Raw genomic sequence first — 20,672 nt, forward strand, 5'->3', positions numbered from 1 at the left:
TCATAGAGAAATATAGTTTTTTTCATATCGAAAATTCAACCTTCATATATTGGTACAAGCAAATGAGAAAGGGGACCATCATGAATTGGTTAGAAGCTTTTATATTAGGGATCATACAAGGTTTAACAGAGTTTTTACCGATAAGTAGTACAGGTCATCTTTATTTAGGAAGGCATTTGTTTCAATTAGATGAAGCAGGATTGTTTTTAGATACGATGCTGCACATTGGAACTTTGCTTGCAGTGTTTATTTATTACAAAAAAGAATTTATATATTTAATTAAAAATCCATTTTCAAAACTAATGCTACTACTTATTGTTGGGACGATACCCGCAGTTGTAATTGGATTGTTATTCAAAGACTTTTTTGAGGATATTTCAAAAACAGGTATTACGATTGGTTGGGAGTTTTTAGTGACAGGTTTATTTCTATATATGGCCGATAAACAAAAAAATGGTCGTAAAAAAATGGATGACATTACATATAAAGATGCATTAATTATCGGTTCCTTTCAAGCGGCTGCTATTTTTCCAGCAATTTCTCGTTCTGGTATGACAATCGTTGCTGCATTATGGAGGAAGTTAGACCGGGAAACTGCTGCTTACTTTTCTTTTTTATTATCAACACCAGCCATTGTTGGCGCTATCATTTTGCAATTAGCAGATGTTTATCAAGGGAAAGCAGAATCTATTTCTAGTACATCTTTAATTGTTGGAACGTTATCAGCGGCGTTTTTCGGTTATATAGCCGTTTCATGGATGATTCAATATTTAAAACGTCACTCATTAAAAGTATTCGCGTATTACGTATGGGGATTAGGTATTTTAATATTAACGTTGCAATTTACTCATGTGTTTTAATTTAGTAACAGATACTGTTTCATTCATACAAGGCAGGGTCTTTTTTCATTAAGGGGGAAAATATGTTTAATAAGGCTATCGTTATTGGCGGAAGTATAGCAGGGAAATTCGCAGCAAAAGCATTATCATCTACTTTTAAAGAAGTAATCATTATAGAAGCTGGTGAAAGCTGGGATGGAAAGTCTTCAAGAAAAAGAGTTCCACAAAGTAATCATCCTCATGTGTTATTGAAAGGTGGAGAAAAAGCGATTGAGGAATTGTTTCCTAATAGCACTAATGAATTAATTGAAGCGGGTAGTATCATAAATAACTTTACTCGTGACTTAAAATGGCATCAATTTGGTTTATGGAAACAACCATTCATAGGAGAAGTACATATGATTCAACAAAGTAGGTTTTTGCTTGAATGGCATATTCAAAAACGAATTGATGATATTTCAAATGTTACCACTAAATTTGGAACATTAGTTGATGGTTTATTAGTAGATGGAAAGCTTAACAAAGTATGTGGAGTAAAAGCTAAATGCTTAGAGACGGGCACGCAAGAAGAAATTCAAGCAGAGATTGTTGTTGATGCGAGTGGATTTGGTTCAAAAAGTATAGCTTGGTTACGTGAATACAATATTGAAGTGCAAGAAGAGAAAGTACGTATTGATTTATTTTACGCAACTAGAATGTTTAAACTTAAAGAAAATGAGAAATTAGACTGCTGTAATATGCTAATGTCTCCAAGCTTCCCTGACAATCCGTATGGTGTACTTATTCAAACGATTGAGGATAATCGTTATTTTGTTACTTTCAGCGGATATGCAAATGAGAAAGCACCACAAACAGATGATGAATTTTATAATTTTGCTGAAAACCTATCAATTTCTAATGTGACAGATTTTCTAAATAAAGCTGAGGCAATTTCAAATATCAAAACGTACAAAATTCCATATCAAGTACGTAGGCGATTTGATTTAGTGAATCATCTACCCGAAAGATTGTTAGTAGTTGGGGATGCACATTGTCGTTTCGATCCTGTTTTCGGTCAAGGCGTTTCAGTTGCAGCTATGGAAGCTCACCAATTGCAGTTACTTTTACAAAGGAAACAAAAGCTTGATAAAGCATTTACAAAGCAGTTTTATAAAGAGACTGCTCATATCATACAAACCCCTTGGGAAATGACTACAACGGAAATATCACGTCATCCTCAGCTAAAAAGAGAATTAACGATAAAGCAAAAATTTCAGCTATGGTATACGAAACAAATATATCAACTATCTGCAACTGACTCTGACGTTTATATTCGATTAGTAAGAGTGATGAATTTAATTCGTAATCCATTTCACCTATTTCATCCGAAAGTGCTACTTGCTGTATTACTGAAGCGAAAGAAATAGAAGGAAAATAGTTGATTAAAAAAGAATATATAACAGTTAGTAGATATAGAAGGAGTAGTTGAGATGAAAATATACATAGAACAATTAATGAAACACGATGCTAAAGATTTATTTACGTTTGAACTTACGAATAAATCTTTTTTTGAAACAATGGTACCAAATCGTGGCTCTCAATATTTTGATTTTGAATATTTTCAAAAGTTACTAGACGATTTATTAATAGAACAAGCGGATGGAGATTCTTATTTTTATTTAATTCGTAATGAAGAAAAAGAAATTGTAGGACGAATAAATTTAGTAGATATAGATACGGAAACTCGAAGCAGTTCATTAGGGTATCGAGTCGGAGAAAAGTTTACTAAAAAAGGGGTTGCAACAGCAGCTGTAAAATTAGTTTTAGACATAGCGAAAAATAATGAAATCACGGAAGTTCATGCTAAAACAACTACTAATAATCTCGCATCACAAATTATATTAGAAAAAAGCGGGTTTTCTTCTTATCAAGACGAAGCAGATACAAATTCTGTAGAATTAAACGGGGAACATGTGAAGTTTGTACATTATATATGGAGAAATACTTCGCGCTTATAATAAGGGGGACTTATACATGAATGATTTACGTTATCCAATTGGGCAATTTACATACAAACGTCCTATAACTGAAGAAATGATTGATACATGGATTCAAGAAATTGAAGATTTACCTAATGAACTAGCAAAAGCAATTAAAGATTTAGATCAGAAGCAGTTAGACACACCATATCGAGTTGGTGGATGGACGGTTCGTCAAGTAGTTCATCACGTTGTTGATAGCCATATGAATAGCTACATACGCTTTAAATTAGCACTAACAGAAAAGAATCCAACTATTAAACCATATAAAGAAGAGAAGTGGGCCGAACTACCTGATTCTAAATTACCAGTAGACGTTTCACTAGTAATGTTAGATTCGTTACATAAAAGATGGGTTAACCTTTTATATTCTCTAGAACTACAAGATCTAGAAAAGACATTTAACCATCCAGATACTGGTGAAACAAAACTTGCTGCTGCAATTGGACTATATGCATGGCATGGACGTCATCATACAGCGCATATAACTTCATTAAGAAAGCGACTAAATTGGTAACATGGAGATTACATTAGAGAAGGCGACAGAAAATGATGCAGCAGTATTATTTCAAATGCAAATAGACTCATTTAGCCCTTTATTAAATAAATATAAAGACTATGAAACAAATCCAGCAAATGAATCTATTGAAAAAACTATTTTAAGGATAAATAATCCTGGCAGTAACTTTTATAAGATGATAATAGATTCGAACCTTGTTGGAGCGATATGTATATCCCGAAAAGAAAGACCTTATAAACTTTGGATTAGTCCAATGTTCATTCATCCAATCTATCAAGGGAAAGGAATCGCTCAGAAGGTACTTATTTTAATTGAAGAGATGTTTCCAGAAACACGGAGCTTTGAACTTGCTACGATTTTAGAAGAAGAAAGAAATTGTTTTCTATACGAAAAAAATGGGGTATAAAAGAACAGAAGTAATAAAGAAATTAAATGATAAAACTACACTTATTTATTACAAAAAAGAAAGGTAAAGCATTTGGAATACGCTTTACCTTTTTATGTTATTTCAGATTAAATATACAAAAACAATGAATATTCTTCCAAAATACTCGGGTTAGTAATTTTGATAATGAATAAATATACGAAAAGGCGTTATTTCGTCGTATATGTTACTAACGCTTTTTGAATGCTTAAAACACTATCGTCACCTTTAAATTCCTTCGTAATTGGCGTACTCAAACTAGATACCCAAATTTTAAGCTCAGCATCTAAATCAAAATGCCCAGCTGTTTCAATGCTAAATTGTGTAATACTTTTATAAGGAATAGAATGATACTCTGTTTTTTTACCTGATATCCCTTGTTTATCTACTAAAATAAGACGACGATTTGTAAATACGATTAAATCACGAATTAATTTATAAGCATGTTCAACTTTCTCATCGTCTAACATAATCTTCTCTAAATCACGTTCTACACTTTCAGTACTCGCATTTGATGCATTTCCTAAAATACCGCTAAATAAACCCATAGGAAATTCCTCCTCCGTTATTTGTGGATTGTGTTACTTATATTGTACCATGCTATTTACTAAGAAATTATGACATTACTTTAGTAGTTTCTGGTTATTATTGCAATTCATTTATATAACCTCATCTTAAAATCTTGTGCTAACATGTAAGTAAGAAAAAAGAAGCAGAGGGATATAGCATGAAAAATATAGGTTTAGTATTAGAGGGTGGAGGAATGAAAGGTCTATATACTGCAGGAGTACTCGAATATTTTATGGAAAAGAACTTATTCTTTCCGTATGTAGTTGGCGTATCCGCTGGTGCATGTATGGGCGCAACTTATTTATCACGTCAAAAAGGGAGGAATAAAAAAGTAAATACAGAGCTAGTGTCAGATCACCGATATATATCTTATCGAAATTTGATTCGAAAACGTGAATTATTCGGAATGGACTTTTTATTTGATGAAGTCCCTAATAAAGTTGTTCCATTTGATTTTCAAGCTTTCTTAAACTCAAGTGAACAGTTTGTCATAGGAACGACTGATTGCGATTCGGGAAAAGCAGTTTATTACAATAAAATAGAACATGGAAATGATATTTTAAAAATCATTCGTGCATCAAGCTCTGTCCCGTTTATAGCACCTGCTGTAGAATATGATAATCGAAAATTGTTAGATGGAGGTATTATAGATCCTATACCGGTTCTAAAAGCACAAACTGATGGTTATCAAAAGAACGTTGTCATTATGACAAAGCCAGAAGGATATGAGAAGCAGCGAAATAAATTTTCAGGATTGGCTAAAATTTTATATAGAAAATATCCGAATATTGCAGAGTCTTTAGTAGAACATTATCGTTTCTATAATGAGACGATATCTTATATGAATCATATAGAACAAAAAGACAACTTTTATGTCATTCAGCCTAGCGTACAGCTTCCTATAAGTGGAATAGAAAGAAATAAAGAAAAACTTGTCAATTTATATAATCTTGGCTATACAGATGCTCAATATCATTATGAAAATTTATTACGTTGGATAGAGAAATAAAGGGGTGGAAAGTTGCTATTAGGTAAAATGGTTATTTTTAATGAATTGCAGAAAATGCATAGTCCGCTGCATAAACCGTTTCCGTATCGTGCTACAGGAAAATTGCAACGAGACTTAAAAAGTAAATTTACAGATGATGACTGTATAAATGCTGATTTTAATCATTATTGGATGCATACAGCAGGTACTTTAAGTTCTGTACTAAATGGAAACGAACAGAACATTACGTTTCAGCAAATAAAGTGGTTAAGGAAATCGTTTTTTGAATGGTTTCCGCAATATCGTTCTATAGAAACAGAAATTGTGAAGTATCCCGTTTTGTATAGAGATTTCATGAATTATGAGAAAGCGCGAAAACTATTACTATATTATCTTACTGAATAAAAATTAAAACGTACAAGTTATGCTGCTTGTGCGTTTTTTGTTCATAAAAAAGACAATATTTATACCTTGCTTATATAGGAATTTTAATGTGCAGAAAGAAGTACTTATAGAATGAAGTAAGGGAGGAGAGGCATTTAGCGATTGTTTTCCTATAATGGATTGTCCAACTCGAATATCGTTAGTTTTTTATGATAAAATATTTCGAGTGAAATCAAGTACTTATTATATCCAGTATTAAATAAGTTAAGCCAGGAGGAACAACAGTAAAATGGAAAACGTATCAAATATAGGTAAATCAGAATCAATAAAATCTTTACGATCGACTATTCGTAAACTTGAAAATGCACTATCACAAATGACTCAAAAAGGTGCAAATACTACATTAGTGAAAAAACGACTTAAAGCCGTTTGTGTAGGGTTAGCAGTACTAGAAAACGTTTGGAATCAAGAAAGTCACCAGTATAGTCAAGAAGAGTTAGCAGAAGCTCGTAACGTCCTTGTTGGTTTACTTCCATCAATTGAGAGGGCTTATGATAAGTCTAAAGTTGGTAGTCCGCAAAGAACACTTTTAACAAGACGGATAAAAGCATTGGAACTTTCTATTCAGGCAATTGATAAACTTTCTAATAAATAACTCATCTAAATACATATCATCCTAATCCTAATTTTTATAAAAGCAATCTAGTGAAAAGAAATACAAAGGAGGAAGATGGGTGACTTCAATAATTAGTCCTAAGTTAGAGGAGCTTAATAATCAATTAAAGAATGGAAATGAGACAGCTTTTTATACTTTTTTACATGAAATAAAGTCGAATAATACGCCACTAATAGAACAATGTCCTGTAGATAATAAGTATAAACTTATAACGTTTATATGGTTAGGAGACCAAAAAACTGAAAATGTTTATGTATTCGGTAGTTTTCCTGGTTGGGATCTGTCTGTAAATCAATTAAAAAGGTTGTTACAGACAGATATATGGTATGAAACGTTTAGGACGGATAAGAGTTTTATTTCAACTTACTATTTTTCAATAAACGATTTTTTCGAAAATGATTGGATAAAGCGTAGTGAACAGTACCAACTAGACCGATTTAATGGAAATACATTTGGAGAAGGCGCTAATAAAGCATCAGTGTTAAGTATAGGGATGGAAGTACAGTATAAACCATTATCTATCCGGAAAAATTGAAACATATTCTTTTCATAGTACGATTTTAAATAACACACGTAAAATTCATATTTATACGCCTCATGACTATTCTCACACTTCACACCTTCAAGAACTTCTCATTGTGTTTGATGGGAATTCATTCATTAATAACCTTTCAATCGCAAAAACACTTAATTATTTAATATACGAAAAAGAAATCCCATCTTGTATTGCTGTTGCAATAGATTCTGTTGATCAACTAGAAGAGCTAACTTATAACGATATAATGAATACATTTTTAACGGAGGAACTACTTCCGTGGATTAAAGCTAGGTATCACGTATATCAAGAAAAGAATCATACAACAATTGCTGGTTTCAGTCTTGGTGGCTTAGCAGCTTTTTATGCAGCGCTTCAAAATCCACATGTTTTCGGAAACGTGTTGTCAATGTCTGGATCCGTGCATTGGAAAAAGGATGGTTATGAAAATCAAATTTCATCTATAGATTTAAATGCGACTCAACCTCATTTTTATATTGCAGCAGGAGAACTTGAAAACAAACCTCTTTTAACGGCTAATAGACGCCTGTATAAACCTTTGAAAGAAAAAGGATACCCAAATTACTTATGAAGAGTTTCAAGGCGGACATGACGGTGTTTGGTGGCGAGAAAAGTTGTTTGATGGATTGAAAGCATTAAAACTTACAAAAACGACACCCTAAATTAAAAAGGAGAGAGAGTCTATGAATCAAGAAGAACTAGATAAAAAACTAAAAAAGCAAGAGATATTAGTAAAAGATGAGAAAGTTTGGTCCTTTACGTATGAAGACCATATTAGTTCTATCGTTAAAGAAGCAGAAAAGAAAGGGTCTTTTGATAATTTACCCGGTAAAGGGAAGCCTCTTAATCTTGATAATGATCTTTCTTACAATCCTGAAAAGCAACTGTATAGAACGCTAAAGAATAATCATGTTTTACCTAGGTGGATTGAGCTTTCAAAAGAAATTGATGATTTAAAAGAGAGACTAAAAGAAAATACAAATACTGCAGAAGCAGCTGATTTAATTCGAACTATTAATAAAAAAGTTTTAGAACATAATTTACTTTGTCCACCAAGTGCGCAAAAAACGAGGATGAAAACGGATATTTAACGATTTTCAATGCAGCTATTTCTTGCTATATAATTAAGTAAGGCATTTTCAATTCATTATTAAAGGGAGGCAAATGTAATGAAGAATACGTATCAACTTCAAATTCCGAAAGAACTAGAGCAGTATCGTAGTATTTTAGAAGAAAGTGTGAAGCCGTATATTAAAGTGTCTGGAGCGAAAGCAGAGACAACGCTTTTTGAGAGTAAGTTTGGTGGTTATCCGTATTTACCTATAGATCAAGAGCATCCTAAAGATTCAAATGGACAACCTATGATGTTACTTGCGCAGTTAAACTTTGAAGAAATGCCGCATGTTGAATATATGCCTCAAAAGGGAATGTTACAGTTTTTCGTAAGTGCTGAAGATGAACTTTATGGAGCAGATTTTGATCATCCAACAATCCAAAAAGACTTTCGAATTATTTATCATTCTACAGTTATAGAAGATTTAAATAAGGTTATTACTGATTTTAGTTATTTAAACACTTCAGAATTAGAGGACTTTATCATACCTGAAGCAGCGAAATTAAAGTTTGAATTGGGTTATCAACCCGTAACATCAAGGGATTATCGATTTGAAAAGATGTTTAGTGAGGAAATTGATTGGGAAGAAATTGTTGATGAAGAAAATCATACAGAATTAGGCGAACTGTATGATGATTTATGTAAAGATCAAGGGCATAAAATTGGTGGTTATCCATTTTTCACACAGACAGATCCAAGGGAATGGGAAGAAAAATACCAGCAACATGACATGTTATTGTTGCAAATTGATACAGATGATTCATTAAATATTATGTGGGGAGATTCTGGTGTTGCTAATTTCTTTATAAAGAAAGAAGATTTATTAAATCTAGATTTTTCCAATGTTATTTACAATTGGGATTGTTATTAAAAATATATAAATGAAATACTAGCAAGCTAAAAAATCTTCCTAAAGGTGAGGGAGATTTTTTTATGTTAAAAATAAACGTTATGTTAACTAGAACAATGAGTGTAATGAAAGTCAAGCGTAAATAACAAAAACAACAACAAATAATGTAAAGTTGTAAAACGTGTGCAAATAGCAATAAATTCATTAAGTAAAACATAAAATAATATTACTAATTTATATTTTGTATAGAAATATTTTTTTGTATAAAAATTTCTTGCCAATCAAAAATGATTTTGATTCGATAATTCTTAACGGATTATTGATTTGAATTTGCTGTGATGGATTTATAACAAAAAGAATGATAAAAACTGTAGAAATTCGTTTAGGTACGATTTTATGTGAATCTCACTAAAAATCTCTGTTTCGTCTCATTAAGTATAGTTTACTTGGTTTTTGATACCTGAGATTGCTTTGTTTCTGCAACTACCTATAATATATATTATGTTAACTAGATAAAAGTAATAAACTTATTATATGTTAGCTTATTCTTGTTAGGTTCCCCTTTGCACGGGGTTCATTCTGTGTGGTCAATTATGTAATGATTTGTTGTTGTTAATGATAACGTCTCTAGATATATAAGTTTTTAAAATTAGTTTGCTACAGCAATTGCTTCGATTTCGATTAATAAGTTATCGTTAATTAACTTTCTAACTTCTACAGCTGAACTGGCTGGTGGATTTTTAGTATCAATGTATTGATCTCGTATATCTCTAACAATGGCCATTTGAGAAATATCTGTTAAGAAAAATGTTAATTTTACTACATCATTAAATTGTAATTCTGAAGTTTCTAATGCACTTTTAATATTTTCGAATATTTGTCGCGTTTGTATAGCTAAATTGCCAACGCCAACTATTTGACCATAGGTATTGATTGCTACTTGCCCAGATATGTAAATTGTTCGTTTTGCGTTACTAATTTCGACTACATGCGAGTATCCAAAAGTTGGTGGCATCGTTTCTGGATTGATAAATTTCTTTTGCATGGTGTCTCTCTCCTTTTTTAGTAAATTAATTGTAAAATCTATGTATTTATTATGTTCCATAAATAAAACTAAGAATCCTTTAATGATTTCAAATTAAAAACCTTAGTATAGCTATCTTCATACCTATACTAAGGTTTTCTAGAGTTTTATATTTAGTTATCGCTAGTGGAACTTGTCCAATTAATCTCTTCATACTCTCTTTTAAATTGATTATCATTTTTTAACCAACGTTTAAAAGTCGATTCGCTTATTTCTAAATTTGAACAAGTTGTAGCATTGCATTTATTTTTCACATATTCTTTAAGGAAATTTTGTTTTCTTTGTTTAACGGCAGTTTGAGTTTGTTTTAGTTTTCGATCTGGTACTTGGTCTAAACTTAGACTTTCTTTCTGAAACACTTCATATTTTCTATGCAAATAAATATCTTTGTCTTTATAAATCCAATTTGAAAATAGTTGTATTGATTTTCTTTCTGTATGATACCATCTGCTGCTATAAACCCTAAAATATAAGCTGTGTTATTTGACCACGTTTTAAAATAATCTTCTGTTATGTCATACTTTCTCTTCCAACTCCCTATAGCGCGCCTTGGAACGTTATTGTCTGTTAACACCATACGAATATACCTAGCAGAAACATTAGCAAGTGTAGCGATTTCTGAGGTGCTCTTCCCTTCTGCATATAGCTGCGTTATTTCAGATTTTGATAGTTTACATTTTGAGTACTTTTTTCTATTTGCCTGCATTTATTAATTCTCCTTCCTTTTATTATTTAAAGGCGTATTTACTTCTATAACATACAATGAAACGTATGTTCTTCGTTGCGTATAAGAAGGAATTTACTAAATTAAAACAATTTACATTTACTTTATATTGGTTTTATCTGCTGCTATATGATTTGTATTTTATATATAAGAATAATGAATTTGACAAATTTATGAAATGTACTGCATTAAAGATGAAAGGTAAAATGATTTCGTTTAAACTACAATTAGCTACAATAACAACATACGTATATTGTTAAACGTAAAAAGGAGAACGAATGAAAAAGAAATATATAAATCAAATTCATACTGATGTAAGTTTTAAACCGAAAGATATTATAGGTTTAATGACGGATTACTTTAAAATGAAAACAAAGCTGCGTCCTGTAAAGAATTTACCTACTGTTTTATCGAATAAAAATAATGAATCTTTAGAGAGTCTGACATGGTTTGGGCACTCTGCTTCTCTTTTAAAAATAGAAGGTAAAACATTGTTATTAGACCCGATGTTTGGAGATGCCTCTTCCCCATTTCCTCTGTTTAATAGTAAACGTTATAGTGGTGTTTTTTCTTTAGAACGTGAAGAGCTTCAAGAAATTGATGCGATTATCATTTCACATAATCACTATGACCATTTGAATTACAAGAGTATTATGCAGTTAAAAGATCGTGCAAAACATTTTTATGTTCCAACTGGAGTTGCGCAATATTTAATGAAATGGGGCGTTTCACCTAGTAAAATTAGTGAGCATAATTGGTGGGACGAAATTGCGTTTGATAATATAAAATTAGTTTGTGCACCTGCAAGGCATTTCTCAGGACGAAGTATGACAGATAGAGATTGTTCGTTATGGTGTTCATGGCTTATTCTTGGTCAAGAAACTAAAGTTTTCTTTAGTGGTGATAGCGGTTATGCTCCTCACTTTAAGGAAATTGGTGATAAGTACGGTCCGTTCGATCTTACTTTAATGGAATGTGGGCAATACGATACAAGGTGGTCTGCTATTCATATGTTGCCAGAAGAGACGGTACAAGCACATATTGACGTTAAAGGAGAACTACTTCTTCCGATTCATTGGGGTGCTTTTACATTAGCATTACATGAATGGAGTGATCCTATTGAACGTGTGACAAAAGAAGCAAAGCGTTTAGGAGTTAATATTGCAACGCCACAAATGGGTGAATCTATTACGTTAAAATCTACAGACTATCCTTCATCAGCTTGGTGGAGGGAATTTTAACTATAAATAAAAAAGAGCGAACCCTTTTTTAAGGAATTCGCTCTTTTTCTGTATTTAAACTTACTTCACTATATTTGCTTTACCGCTATCTAAAACTCTATTTGTTTGTACAGAGGTAATATTAATAACCGTATTCATACTTTTATCAGTTAGTTCAATGAGTTCGTTTTCGTGATTGATTTTCTGTAAATCCCACACCATTCCATTGAACTCGTTATGCTGTCCACTTACTCTTACTATATTTTTCGTTTTACTTGATGGTTGTATTTGTAGATTTGTAAATTGGTTCCCACTAATTTCATTTGGTGTAGTTACATTACTATCCATATAAATCATATATACACAATCTTCAAGTGAGAAGTTCATAAAACGGTTGGCATTTATCCAAGCATAACCAGATTGCGGTTTCTTTGCTACTAATTTCAGCCCAGTTTCCATTCCTACAACTTTTATATTTTCAAAGTTAATAAATGAAATTTCATTTTCTTTCCCACCAGAATACAAAGAAATTCCAGTACCTTTATTTGTTTCTGTCCAATTAATAATATTTATATCTTTTATTTGTGTTTTGTGCCAAGTGTTATAATACTTATTTTTGCCGTCTAAATATATAACTTCAGAATTAAATTTAGGATCGTCTATAGCTATATAAGCTCCTTCGATAGAAGCATTTCTTTCTAATTCTAGAACTCTAAAATTACCTTCAACAACAAACTGTGTTCCATAACCGAATAATAATTTTACACCTTTTTTCACTACGATTGGTGACGTAATTTTATACTTCTTATCCTCAAGCAATACTGTTTTAATTGTACTAGCCTCTGCTTTATTAATAGCAGATTGTATTTTGTTTGAATCATTTTTACCTTTAAAGTATTCTACATACAACTTATCATTTTTTACTACACTATCTTTTTTGTTGTATTGATAAAAAGCAAAAGTAATTAGAACTACAGCTATGAGTAAAATAATTATTTTCTTCTTCATCACACTCATCCTCATATTAATTTTCTCCTTAGCTACTCTTCGAATCATTTAAGTTTTAATTATTTTGCTGTGTATTATAGATTACAATTCCTGCTTTTTATAATTGAACTATATTATCTATAGAACTATCCTGCTTAGCCAATTCTTCATTCCTATAATCTATTAATTTATGATTAGATAAAACAAAATTGTGCTCTAATATTAATTCATTGTGGAGTAAATCAGGTAAAAATTTAGGTATCATCTCTCCTACGCCGTAATTATAGTCACTTAGAATCCAAGAAATCTCTTTCCAATCTAAAATTCCTTCTGATACTTTTTTTGGAGTGTGATATGTAAATTCATTATGTAGCTCTATTAAATAAGCATACATACCGCCAGAATATGAAGAGTCCTCCCATTTAATAATACCTTTAAATTGAATTTGTTCATGTTTAACTTCTATATTAGTCTCTTCTTTAATTTCACGAATCGCATTCTCTAAAGGTGTTTCTCCCTTTTCTATCTTTCCCCCTACCCCATTCCACAATCCTTTTACAGGGTCATATTCTCTATTTAACATAAGTATCTCTTCATTTTTCTTTATAAAACATAAAGTGTGCTTGTACATAATGTGATTCCTTTCTTTGCTATTAATAGGCTCTTACTGGAGATATAAGATGTACTGCTGCAGATAGTTTCCCTGCTTCAATTAATATCGGTCTCATAGAACCGCTGAAACTTAAAGTAACCGTTTCTTCTTTTATTGCCTTTAAAGCATCTATCATAAATCGTCCATCAAAAGATATGTTTAATTGTTTTTCACCTTGAATCGTATCTATCTGTTGAGTCTCGGATATTTTTCCAATCTGAGAAGCATTAGAAGAAATTTTAATTGTGGATTCGTCTATGATTTCTAAGTTAACATTGTTATTTGCCCATTCACTTGCTAATAAGCTGGATCGATCTACACCTTGTAAAATCCTTTTTCTATCTACGTTAATGACTGTTTGAAATTCATTTGGAATTAAACTAGATATATTAGGATATTTTCCTTCAATTAATCTTGAATATAATGTAGTTGTACCGAATGTAAAAATAATGTGACTTTCTGAAAGATAGATGTATACGAATTCTGAATTACTATTCATTAATTTTAGCAGTTCACTAATAGTTGCACTTGGTAGGATACAACTTGCTTTCACATCTGTAGATATTTTCGTTTCGCGTATAGCAAGTCTATGTGAATCAGTTGCTACGGAAATTAACTTAGTATAATCTAACTCTAAATGAACACCAGTAAGAACAGGTCTAGATTCATTTTTAGCTACTGCAAAGGCTGTTTGTTTAAACACTTCAATCAATTGTTCCGTTTCTACTTGTACTTTTGCATGATCGTCTATAAGTGGTACATTCGGAAACTCATATGTTGGAAGTCCATTTAAGTTTAATGTAATTTCTTCTGACTGTATCGCAATGATTTGCTCATCCTTACTTTTTATTGTTACATTGCTTGGCATTTTCTTTATAATTTCAATGAAATATTTTGCAGGTACTACAATAGTCCCTACTTTTAATATAGTTGTAATTTGGTCGTCTTCGTTAGAACTAGGGATGAATTTTTCGATGAAAATATTTGAATTACTTGCGATTAAAGTAATTCCAGATTGATCTGCAATTATTTTTATGCCGGATAATATAGGGATTATAGCTTTGGTAGATATAGCTTTACTTACTTCTGAAAGTGCTTGAGTGAAATGTTTATGACTAACGATAAACTCCATTTTTTCCCCGCCTTACATGAAATGATAATTTTATGAAGATTGATGAATGATTGTTCCGTTAAAGAAGTAAGGTACTGTTTCTTTCCTTTGTAATGTATTTAATAAGTGTTCTGGTATACGTAAATGCGGTGCTGCTCTATGTAATTCCATCCAAGTAATCTCTTCAATTTCTTTTGGCCTTGATATATATGTCTCTCCGCCAATTATTTCGCCTAAAAAATTAAAGAAAATTGCATGGTGACCTCTCTCTTCGAAAAAAGCTTCGCTGATAGAACAAATACCGTTTACAGTTATATGTAACCCTGTTTCTTCTTTCACTTCCCGAGTTACTGCCTCTTCTAACGTTTCTCCCAATTTAACTGCGCCACCTGGTAGCGTGTAATAAGAACCGTTCTTTCCTTTGTTTTTTACCATTAAGATCTTTTCGTTTGTATTATCGTATAAAAGTGCATATGTAACATTTACTTTTTTCATCTAAGTCCACCTTTAATAACGAGAATTTTCTGCCTTTGTTACATTCTACCATTTAATCGTTTTAAAATATAAAAAAGTTAATAGAGTAGTTCATTTATCTGCTCTTAGTAAAAGTAATAATCGATAAACCTTCATTACTAAATAAAAAAGAACGTATTTTGAAAGTAAATATTCAACGTACGCTCTTTATGCTTTGATTGATTCAGTTTGGGATTCTATCTACTTTATAACCTTTTTTCTAAATAGTATCGATTGTGCCCTTTAGGGTGGTCTTCACTTACTCCAATCACTTTATATCCATGCTTTTTATAAAAATCAGGAGCTTGAAAGCTAAAAGTATCTAAATTGATTAGCCTACACTCATTTTCAATTGCAAATTCTTCAATAAGTTTTAATAACTTGCTTCCGTAGCCTTCGTGTCTATACTCATCAGAAACCCAAAGGAAATCGACATGTACGTGGTGCCAAAATGTAATTGCAGTTATTCCACCTACAATTTCTTCCTTTTCATTTCTCACGATAAAACTAATTTTTTCTGAAGGCTTTTTCTCTTCTTCCGAAATATGTTTTTGGTTATATTCAATTACTTTTTCTCTTATGTAATCACTATCTTCTTGGACCCATTGTTTTACTATTTTCATTTTAATTATCGCGCTCCTTTTAAAGTATCTATTCAATTTAATAATCTTAATATCCTGTCTAACTTAATAGTCGTAGAGCATTGTTTTATTTCATTAAAATAAAGAAAAGCCCTACTACATTTCATCTGTAATAAGGCTTGATACAGCGTTTGATTCTTTTTAATTAAAACTTCCGTTAGTTTTAACATATTAGTACAATAATTCAATTGTATTACTGCGGAAAAGAATGAATACTCCTAAACCAATTAGAACTATTGGAACGATAATATGATAATTTCTCTCAAGTACTTTAGCTAAAATAGGAGCTCTTAACAATGTGTAGCTAATAAAACACCATATTGCTATCATGGTAAAAATATAACTAATGTAACAATATTTGTTTTAAGATTTTGACTAGCGAACATTGGTATATAAATCGAAATATTGTCAGCCCCATTAGCTAACGTTATCAAAGCTACTTTAAATATTGAACCAGAAACGTTATCAATGACTTCATTCCTTTTATAAGAACGATGTGACAATATTCCTTTCACTCCCATATAAATTGGTACGAATCCTAATAATCCGATCCACGAAACTGGAATGAAAAAAGAGCTTAAAGAACCAATGATACTTAGAAAAGTAATCACACTAAATCCTAAATATTGTCCAATAACAATATAAAGTTCTTTCATCTTAGTTTTTTCTCGGACAGTCCTACCTTCTTTCTTAATTACTCCTGTCTTTACTTGTGAAAATAAAACAAGGAGTATGAAAATGTCATCAATATTTGTTGCAGTGAATGCCATAAAAGAAGAAATTATGGTTGTAACCAATATAAGCCAACTACCTTTATAATAAAATAATGGTATACAAATGAATTGCATATCTAATAACAAAGGTGGTTAATGTAGTTTTATAACATGATTTCAGTACCTTTATAAAACAATATGAATATTTTACTAATCTGCTACTTAGTTCGTTGAGAAATAAATCACTTTATTACTTTTCAAATCATTTCATTTTGAATTAAGTAACTCTTTTCTTCCTACACATTTATTAAAAAGGGGAAATCAAATATTTTGTAATATAAAAAGAGCCCTTTATTAGGACTCTTTTCCAGAATTAAGCTATTTTCCGATATAAATGTTTTGTTTCTTTTTTCTTTTCTGCTTTTGGTGGACGAATTAATATTGAAATAACGAAAGAGATAACAGATAGCACACCAATTATAATAAAGGTTGGTTGAAACCCACCAAGTAGTGCTCCGATGAATGCTCCTGCAAGCGCACCAAATCCGAAACCTTGGTAAACAATTCCGTAATTTGTACTATGATTTTTTAAGCCGAAGAAATCTCCGACAATGGCCGGGAATATTGTAATGTTACCACCAAAGCAGAAGGCAACACTTGCTACGCAAGCGAAATAAATGCCGTAATTTAGAGGAATGAAACTTAAAGTAAAGACTGACAATCCAATTATTATAAACGTTGCAGAAACAATTTTCATTCGGCCAATTTTATCTGATAACGTTCCAAGAACTATTCTACCTACCGTATTAAAAATTGCAATCATTGCAACGGCGTTAGCAGCAGTAGCTGCACTAAGTCCAACGAGCTGTACTCCGATATCTTTTACCATACCGATTAAATATAGTCCACCCATACACGATGTAAATAACATGAAAAACAAGAGATATACTTGTTTCGTTCGCATCATTTCACGAGGAGTATAGTCATTGTGTAATGTCTCAGTTACAGTATTACTTACAATTGCTTCACGTAAGAAGAACGATCCGGTTAATACTAAAAGTAGGACGATAATCCCCCAATATAAAAATGCTTGTGATACACCAAGACTATCGATAAGACTTCCGTTTATATATCTGAAAATTAAGCTGCCCATTCCATATGCCGAAACAGATATGCCAGAAATAAGTCCTTTTCGATTTGGAAACCATTTAATTAAATTAGATAGTGATGTAATATAAGCAGTTCCATCTGCATAACCAACAACAACACCAGCTAATAAATATAGTAATGGTAAGGAAGAAACTTGTGAACTAAGTATTAAACCGAGTCCCAGAACAATCCCTGCAGTAGCGATGAGTTTACGAAGTCCTAACTTTTGCTGCAACTTTCCTGCAAATAAGGTTGAGAATGATAATGAAAAACTTGTTATGGAGAAAGTTATCGCTACGGAATTGAGGTTCCATCCAAACTTACTAACAAGGGGTTGATTAAATAAACTCCATGTATAAATTGTTCCAAGGCCAATTTGAACAATGATTGTACCTAGAACAATTAGTAACGGATTTATAGAAGTTTGTTTCATACTAACTGTCCCCTTCTTTTATCTTGACATGAATTTTCACAGTTAGTATAACCATCATAAATTACAAAATACTGTACGGAAAATGGTAATTCAGTTCCTGTACACAAAAAGACACTCCATAATGAAGTGTCTTTTTGTAGGTTATATTAGATTTACTTAAAGAAAGCTTTGTTAAGATAAGACATTTTCAAATGCTTATGTATATATGATATCAAAAGACTTCTGTCATGTGATGGGACTTAAGATGTATTTTTCATTCATCATATAGTCGGATGGATAAAAATTAATATTCGATTTCATCAAAATCCTTCGGCTGCGGTACCGTTTGCATATTAGCAGCATCTTTAGGATCGCTATAAATTGCATTTTGTTCTGTATTCACATCTTTAATATTTTGTTTTTTGTTTTTATTCATTTTATCTTTCATTTTCTTTCACTCCTTTTCATTATAGGAGTAATTATGCCCTATTACCGTTACGAAATGTATCAGCGACTAAATTGCTAAATTCACGTAAATAATATAAATAATTATCACCACCGTAGTTGCATCTTTTATTGTACATTTTCGCAACAACTACATTATATTCTGGTATTACTAAAAGAGTCGGTCCAGTAATTCCCAATATTTGATACGCTCCTTTTGGAACACGTTCACCAAGCTCACTTAAAAGTGCAGGTTCATTTTGAACGAACCAAAACAATCCGTTTTGTGGTAATTCCTTGTTTATAAATGTGGGACTCTGCAAACTCGTAGCAATTTTTATAACTTCTTTTGGAACAATTTGTTTACCGTTTATCATACCTTGATTTAAATGAAGATTGCCCCAATAAGCAAATTCTCTAGCTGAGACAAACAGATTTTTTTCACTACCATCATCTACCGTACCAATTTCATTAATTGCGTCTTCATTTGGATTATCCACAACTTTAACTAAGTTTTCATGCTCTTGAATTCTCCAACCTGTTTCTTGGAAGTTAACTAGATCGAATACACGCTCCTTTAACAATTCAGGAAAACTTTTGTTATATAGCTGATAAATAAGACGTGTTATCATTCTTACATTAATATCTCTATACGCCCATGATTGTCCAGATTCAAATTCACGAAAAATTGTCCCGTCATTCGTTTCTCCTAAACCGTGCGAATGGGTTACTAAATGTCTTATCGTTGTTTTACCAAGTAATACAGGGTCGAAATCATTAAAGTACTTTATCGCCTCGTCATCAATAGAGTTTATTTTCCCCTCGAAAAGCGCATATGCTACCATTAATCCTAAATAACTTTTTCTCGCAGAAGCAACGTTGAATTGTGAAGATGCTGTTATTTTTTTACTTGTAGATATATTTGAATGATGGCCACTATAATGCTCTAGTACAATTTGATTATCTTTTATAATGCACAGTGCTGTTGCAGAACTATGATTTTCTTCTTTTATATTCTCAACCCAAGAAATCAATTTATCGTATGTATACAAATAAATCCCCCTTAACATGAATAAAAAATTACAACATGAAAGAAAAGTATAAAATAGTATTTACACCTTTCTTTCATATGAAATATTATTGATGTTCTATACTTAAATGATCCACCAGTTCCAGCAATTAAAGCAACTGAAACATCCAGCGCAACCTACGCATCCGCCGCAACGTCCTGCACAACCTCCGCATCTTCCGCCGCCACATCCACCACAGCGTCCACCACAGCCTCCACATCCGCCACAACGACGTGCATCATCTTGAATGTAATAGTATGGATATTGATTTTGTTGTAGTTGATCCCAATACACAACATTACCAGATTGAAAATCATTAAGGTTTAACGATTGTAGTTCTTGTTGAAATCCATTCATTACGAAACCCTCCATTTATACAAATAAATTCCGTCCAAATGTTACAGTTTATCTATTTTTGCAAACAAAGTAGAAATCAGACTATAGACTAAATGCGTACATCAACAAAATATGAACTTACACTAGGTGATGTACCTTGTTTTTTAGCCTATTTTCTTAATCTCCTTTCGGTGGACGTATTTATTATTAATAGAGATGTTTAAAAATTGCTAATCCAACAGTTTACTAGTTCATCACTTAATTTTCTTTCTAGTAACTCTTTAACTGAAGGCTCTGGCATGATTTTATACGTATGTAAAGCTTCTTGATTATAATCTATCCAGTGAAACGCTAAATGAGATTCTTTAGATTTTGGTATGAAATCAATATGTAACTCTTGCGAATCTACTTCAAAAATGTGATTGATTTCATGATGAATAACTTCTCGGTCTTCCCATTGGTTTTCTATGACTCCTAAAAAGTTTTTTATACTACAGTTTACTCCGAGTTCTTCTCGTAGTTCTCTTATTAATGCATTCTCAGCTGATTCGCCAACTTCAACATGACCACCTGGTAAAAAATAATGATGGCCAATATATTCAGCCACTAACAATTTTTTATCCTTTATCATAACAGCTCGTACAATATGGTGAAATTTATTTTTCAATTGCTATTCC

General features: G+C 31.8%; 22 protein-coding genes and 4 pseudogenes. 12 read left to right on the forward strand and 14 right to left on the reverse strand.

The window, feature by feature from the left end; all coding sequences use genetic code 11:
* The first annotated feature begins 80 nt into the window (after positions 1–80).
* The 5 genes and pseudogenes from FS802_RS00140 to FS802_RS00160 form a co-directional block, all read left to right on the forward strand.
* The gene (locus FS802_RS00140; RefSeq protein WP_001104283.1) at positions 81–860 is read left to right on the forward strand and encodes an undecaprenyl-diphosphate phosphatase; all 780 of its coding nucleotides are present in this window, start codon (positions 81–83) and stop codon (positions 858–860) included.
* Positions 861–922: 62 nt separating this feature from the next.
* Positions 923–2,245, forward strand: a complete 1,323-nt coding sequence (locus tag FS802_RS00145; RefSeq protein ID WP_000482020.1) for an NAD(P)-binding protein — start codon at positions 923–925, stop codon at positions 2,243–2,245.
* 63 nt (positions 2,246–2,308) lie between these two features.
* Positions 2,309–2,836, forward strand: coding sequence for a GNAT family N-acetyltransferase (locus FS802_RS00150; protein WP_000708345.1), 528 nt, complete (start codon positions 2,309–2,311; stop codon positions 2,834–2,836).
* 16 nt (positions 2,837–2,852) lie between these two features.
* Positions 2,853–3,374: a YfiT family bacillithiol transferase gene (locus FS802_RS00155; RefSeq protein WP_000999066.1), complete on the forward strand. Its 522-nt coding sequence runs from the start codon at positions 2,853–2,855 to the stop codon at positions 3,372–3,374.
* A 1-nt stretch (position 3,375) separates the two neighbouring features.
* A pseudogene (locus tag FS802_RS00160) lies at positions 3,376–3,850 on the forward strand (GNAT family N-acetyltransferase); the annotation flags it as partial.
* A 121-nt stretch (positions 3,851–3,971) separates the two neighbouring features.
* Here FS802_RS00160 and FS802_RS00165 read toward each other — a convergent pair.
* On the reverse strand, positions 3,972–4,349 hold the full coding sequence (locus FS802_RS00165) for a PH domain-containing protein (RefSeq protein ID WP_000522465.1): 378 nt from the start codon (positions 4,347–4,349) through the stop codon (positions 3,972–3,974).
* A gap of 179 nt (positions 4,350–4,528) precedes the next feature.
* Between FS802_RS00165 and FS802_RS00170 the strand changes: the two genes are divergently transcribed.
* The 6 genes and pseudogenes from FS802_RS00170 to FS802_RS00195 all read left to right on the forward strand — a co-directional run bounded on the left by FS802_RS00170 (position 4,529) and on the right by FS802_RS00195 (position 8,960).
* A complete protein-coding gene (locus FS802_RS00170; protein ID WP_098707561.1) occupies positions 4,529–5,380 on the forward strand; it encodes a patatin-like phospholipase family protein in 852 nt (283 codons plus the stop codon).
* A gap of 12 nt (positions 5,381–5,392) precedes the next feature.
* Positions 5,393–5,764, forward strand: a complete 372-nt coding sequence (locus tag FS802_RS00175; RefSeq protein WP_098653989.1) for a YxiJ-like family protein — start codon at positions 5,393–5,395, stop codon at positions 5,762–5,764.
* A gap of 268 nt (positions 5,765–6,032) precedes the next feature.
* Positions 6,033–6,398, forward strand: a complete 366-nt coding sequence (locus FS802_RS00180; RefSeq protein WP_000432668.1) for a hypothetical protein — start codon at positions 6,033–6,035, stop codon at positions 6,396–6,398.
* Between the two features lie 79 nt (positions 6,399–6,477).
* Positions 6,478–7,637, forward strand: a pseudogene (locus FS802_RS31360) (alpha/beta hydrolase).
* Between the two features lie 21 nt (positions 7,638–7,658).
* Complete coding sequence (locus tag FS802_RS31365; RefSeq protein WP_001070912.1) at positions 7,659–8,066, forward strand: DnaJ family domain-containing protein; 408 nt, start codon at positions 7,659–7,661, stop codon at positions 8,064–8,066.
* A 78-nt stretch (positions 8,067–8,144) separates the two neighbouring features.
* Positions 8,145–8,960 (forward strand): YwqG family protein, encoded by an 816-nt coding sequence (locus tag FS802_RS00195; RefSeq protein ID WP_098653990.1) that lies wholly within the window; start codon positions 8,145–8,147, stop codon positions 8,958–8,960.
* 628 nt (positions 8,961–9,588) lie between these two features.
* Here FS802_RS00195 and FS802_RS00200 read toward each other — a convergent pair.
* The gene (locus FS802_RS00200) at positions 9,589–9,984 is read right to left on the reverse strand and encodes a RidA family protein (protein ID WP_098720424.1); all 396 of its coding nucleotides are present in this window, start codon (positions 9,982–9,984) and stop codon (positions 9,589–9,591) included.
* Positions 9,985–10,136: 152 nt separating this feature from the next.
* Positions 10,137–10,729 (reverse strand): annotated as a pseudogene (locus tag FS802_RS00205) (hypothetical protein).
* A gap of 296 nt (positions 10,730–11,025) precedes the next feature.
* On the opposite strand from FS802_RS00205, the gene FS802_RS00210 reads away from it, so the two are divergent.
* Positions 11,026–11,988: an MBL fold metallo-hydrolase gene (locus FS802_RS00210; RefSeq protein WP_098653992.1), complete on the forward strand. Its 963-nt coding sequence runs from the start codon at positions 11,026–11,028 to the stop codon at positions 11,986–11,988.
* Between the two features lie 60 nt (positions 11,989–12,048).
* Here the strand turns inward: FS802_RS00210 and FS802_RS00215 are convergent, their stop codons facing one another.
* The 11 genes and pseudogenes from FS802_RS00215 to FS802_RS00260 all read right to left on the reverse strand — a co-directional run bounded on the left by FS802_RS00215 (position 12,049) and on the right by FS802_RS00260 (position 20,662).
* Entirely contained in the window at positions 12,049–12,990 is a 942-nt protein-coding gene (locus tag FS802_RS00215; protein ID WP_098653993.1) for a hypothetical protein, read from the reverse strand.
* Positions 12,991–13,072: 82 nt separating this feature from the next.
* Positions 13,073–13,585 carry an NUDIX hydrolase gene (locus FS802_RS00220; protein WP_088107275.1) on the reverse strand — a complete coding sequence of 171 codons (513 nt, stop codon included), beginning with the start codon at positions 13,583–13,585 and terminating at the stop codon, positions 13,073–13,075.
* 22 nt (positions 13,586–13,607) lie between these two features.
* The gene (gene dnaN, locus FS802_RS00225; RefSeq protein ID WP_144524690.1) at positions 13,608–14,738 is read right to left on the reverse strand and encodes a DNA polymerase III subunit beta; all 1,131 of its coding nucleotides are present in this window, start codon (positions 14,736–14,738) and stop codon (positions 13,608–13,610) included.
* Between the two features lie 30 nt (positions 14,739–14,768).
* A complete protein-coding gene (locus FS802_RS00230) occupies positions 14,769–15,212 on the reverse strand; it encodes an NUDIX hydrolase (protein WP_000757647.1) in 444 nt (147 codons plus the stop codon).
* A gap of 224 nt (positions 15,213–15,436) precedes the next feature.
* Positions 15,437–15,853 carry a GNAT family N-acetyltransferase gene (locus FS802_RS00235; protein ID WP_000706727.1) on the reverse strand — a complete coding sequence of 139 codons (417 nt, stop codon included), beginning with the start codon at positions 15,851–15,853 and terminating at the stop codon, positions 15,437–15,439.
* Between the two features lie 189 nt (positions 15,854–16,042).
* Positions 16,043–16,668, reverse strand: a pseudogene (locus FS802_RS00240) (cadmium resistance transporter).
* 289 nt (positions 16,669–16,957) lie between these two features.
* Positions 16,958–18,166, reverse strand: a complete 1,209-nt coding sequence (locus tag FS802_RS00245; RefSeq protein ID WP_000815162.1) for an L-lactate MFS transporter — start codon at positions 18,164–18,166, stop codon at positions 16,958–16,960.
* Between the two features lie 283 nt (positions 18,167–18,449).
* A complete protein-coding gene (locus tag FS802_RS30855) occupies positions 18,450–18,593 on the reverse strand; it encodes a hypothetical protein (RefSeq protein ID WP_000653369.1) in 144 nt (47 codons plus the stop codon).
* A gap of 31 nt (positions 18,594–18,624) precedes the next feature.
* Positions 18,625–19,641, reverse strand: coding sequence for a serine hydrolase domain-containing protein (locus FS802_RS00250; RefSeq protein WP_098707725.1), 1,017 nt, complete (start codon positions 19,639–19,641; stop codon positions 18,625–18,627).
* Between the two features lie 102 nt (positions 19,642–19,743).
* Positions 19,744–20,016, reverse strand: coding sequence for a heterocycloanthracin/sonorensin family bacteriocin (locus FS802_RS00255; RefSeq protein WP_001013079.1), 273 nt, complete (start codon positions 20,014–20,016; stop codon positions 19,744–19,746).
* 199 nt (positions 20,017–20,215) lie between these two features.
* Positions 20,216–20,662 (reverse strand): NUDIX domain-containing protein, encoded by a 447-nt coding sequence (locus FS802_RS00260; protein WP_098707724.1) that lies wholly within the window; start codon positions 20,660–20,662, stop codon positions 20,216–20,218.
* Positions 20,663–20,672 lie beyond the last annotated feature (10 nt).

It is taken from the genome of Bacillus sp. DE0042 (assembly GCF_007680225.1).
In the GTDB taxonomy this organism is placed as follows: domain Bacteria; phylum Bacillota; class Bacilli; order Bacillales; family Bacillaceae_G; genus Bacillus_A; species Bacillus_A wiedmannii.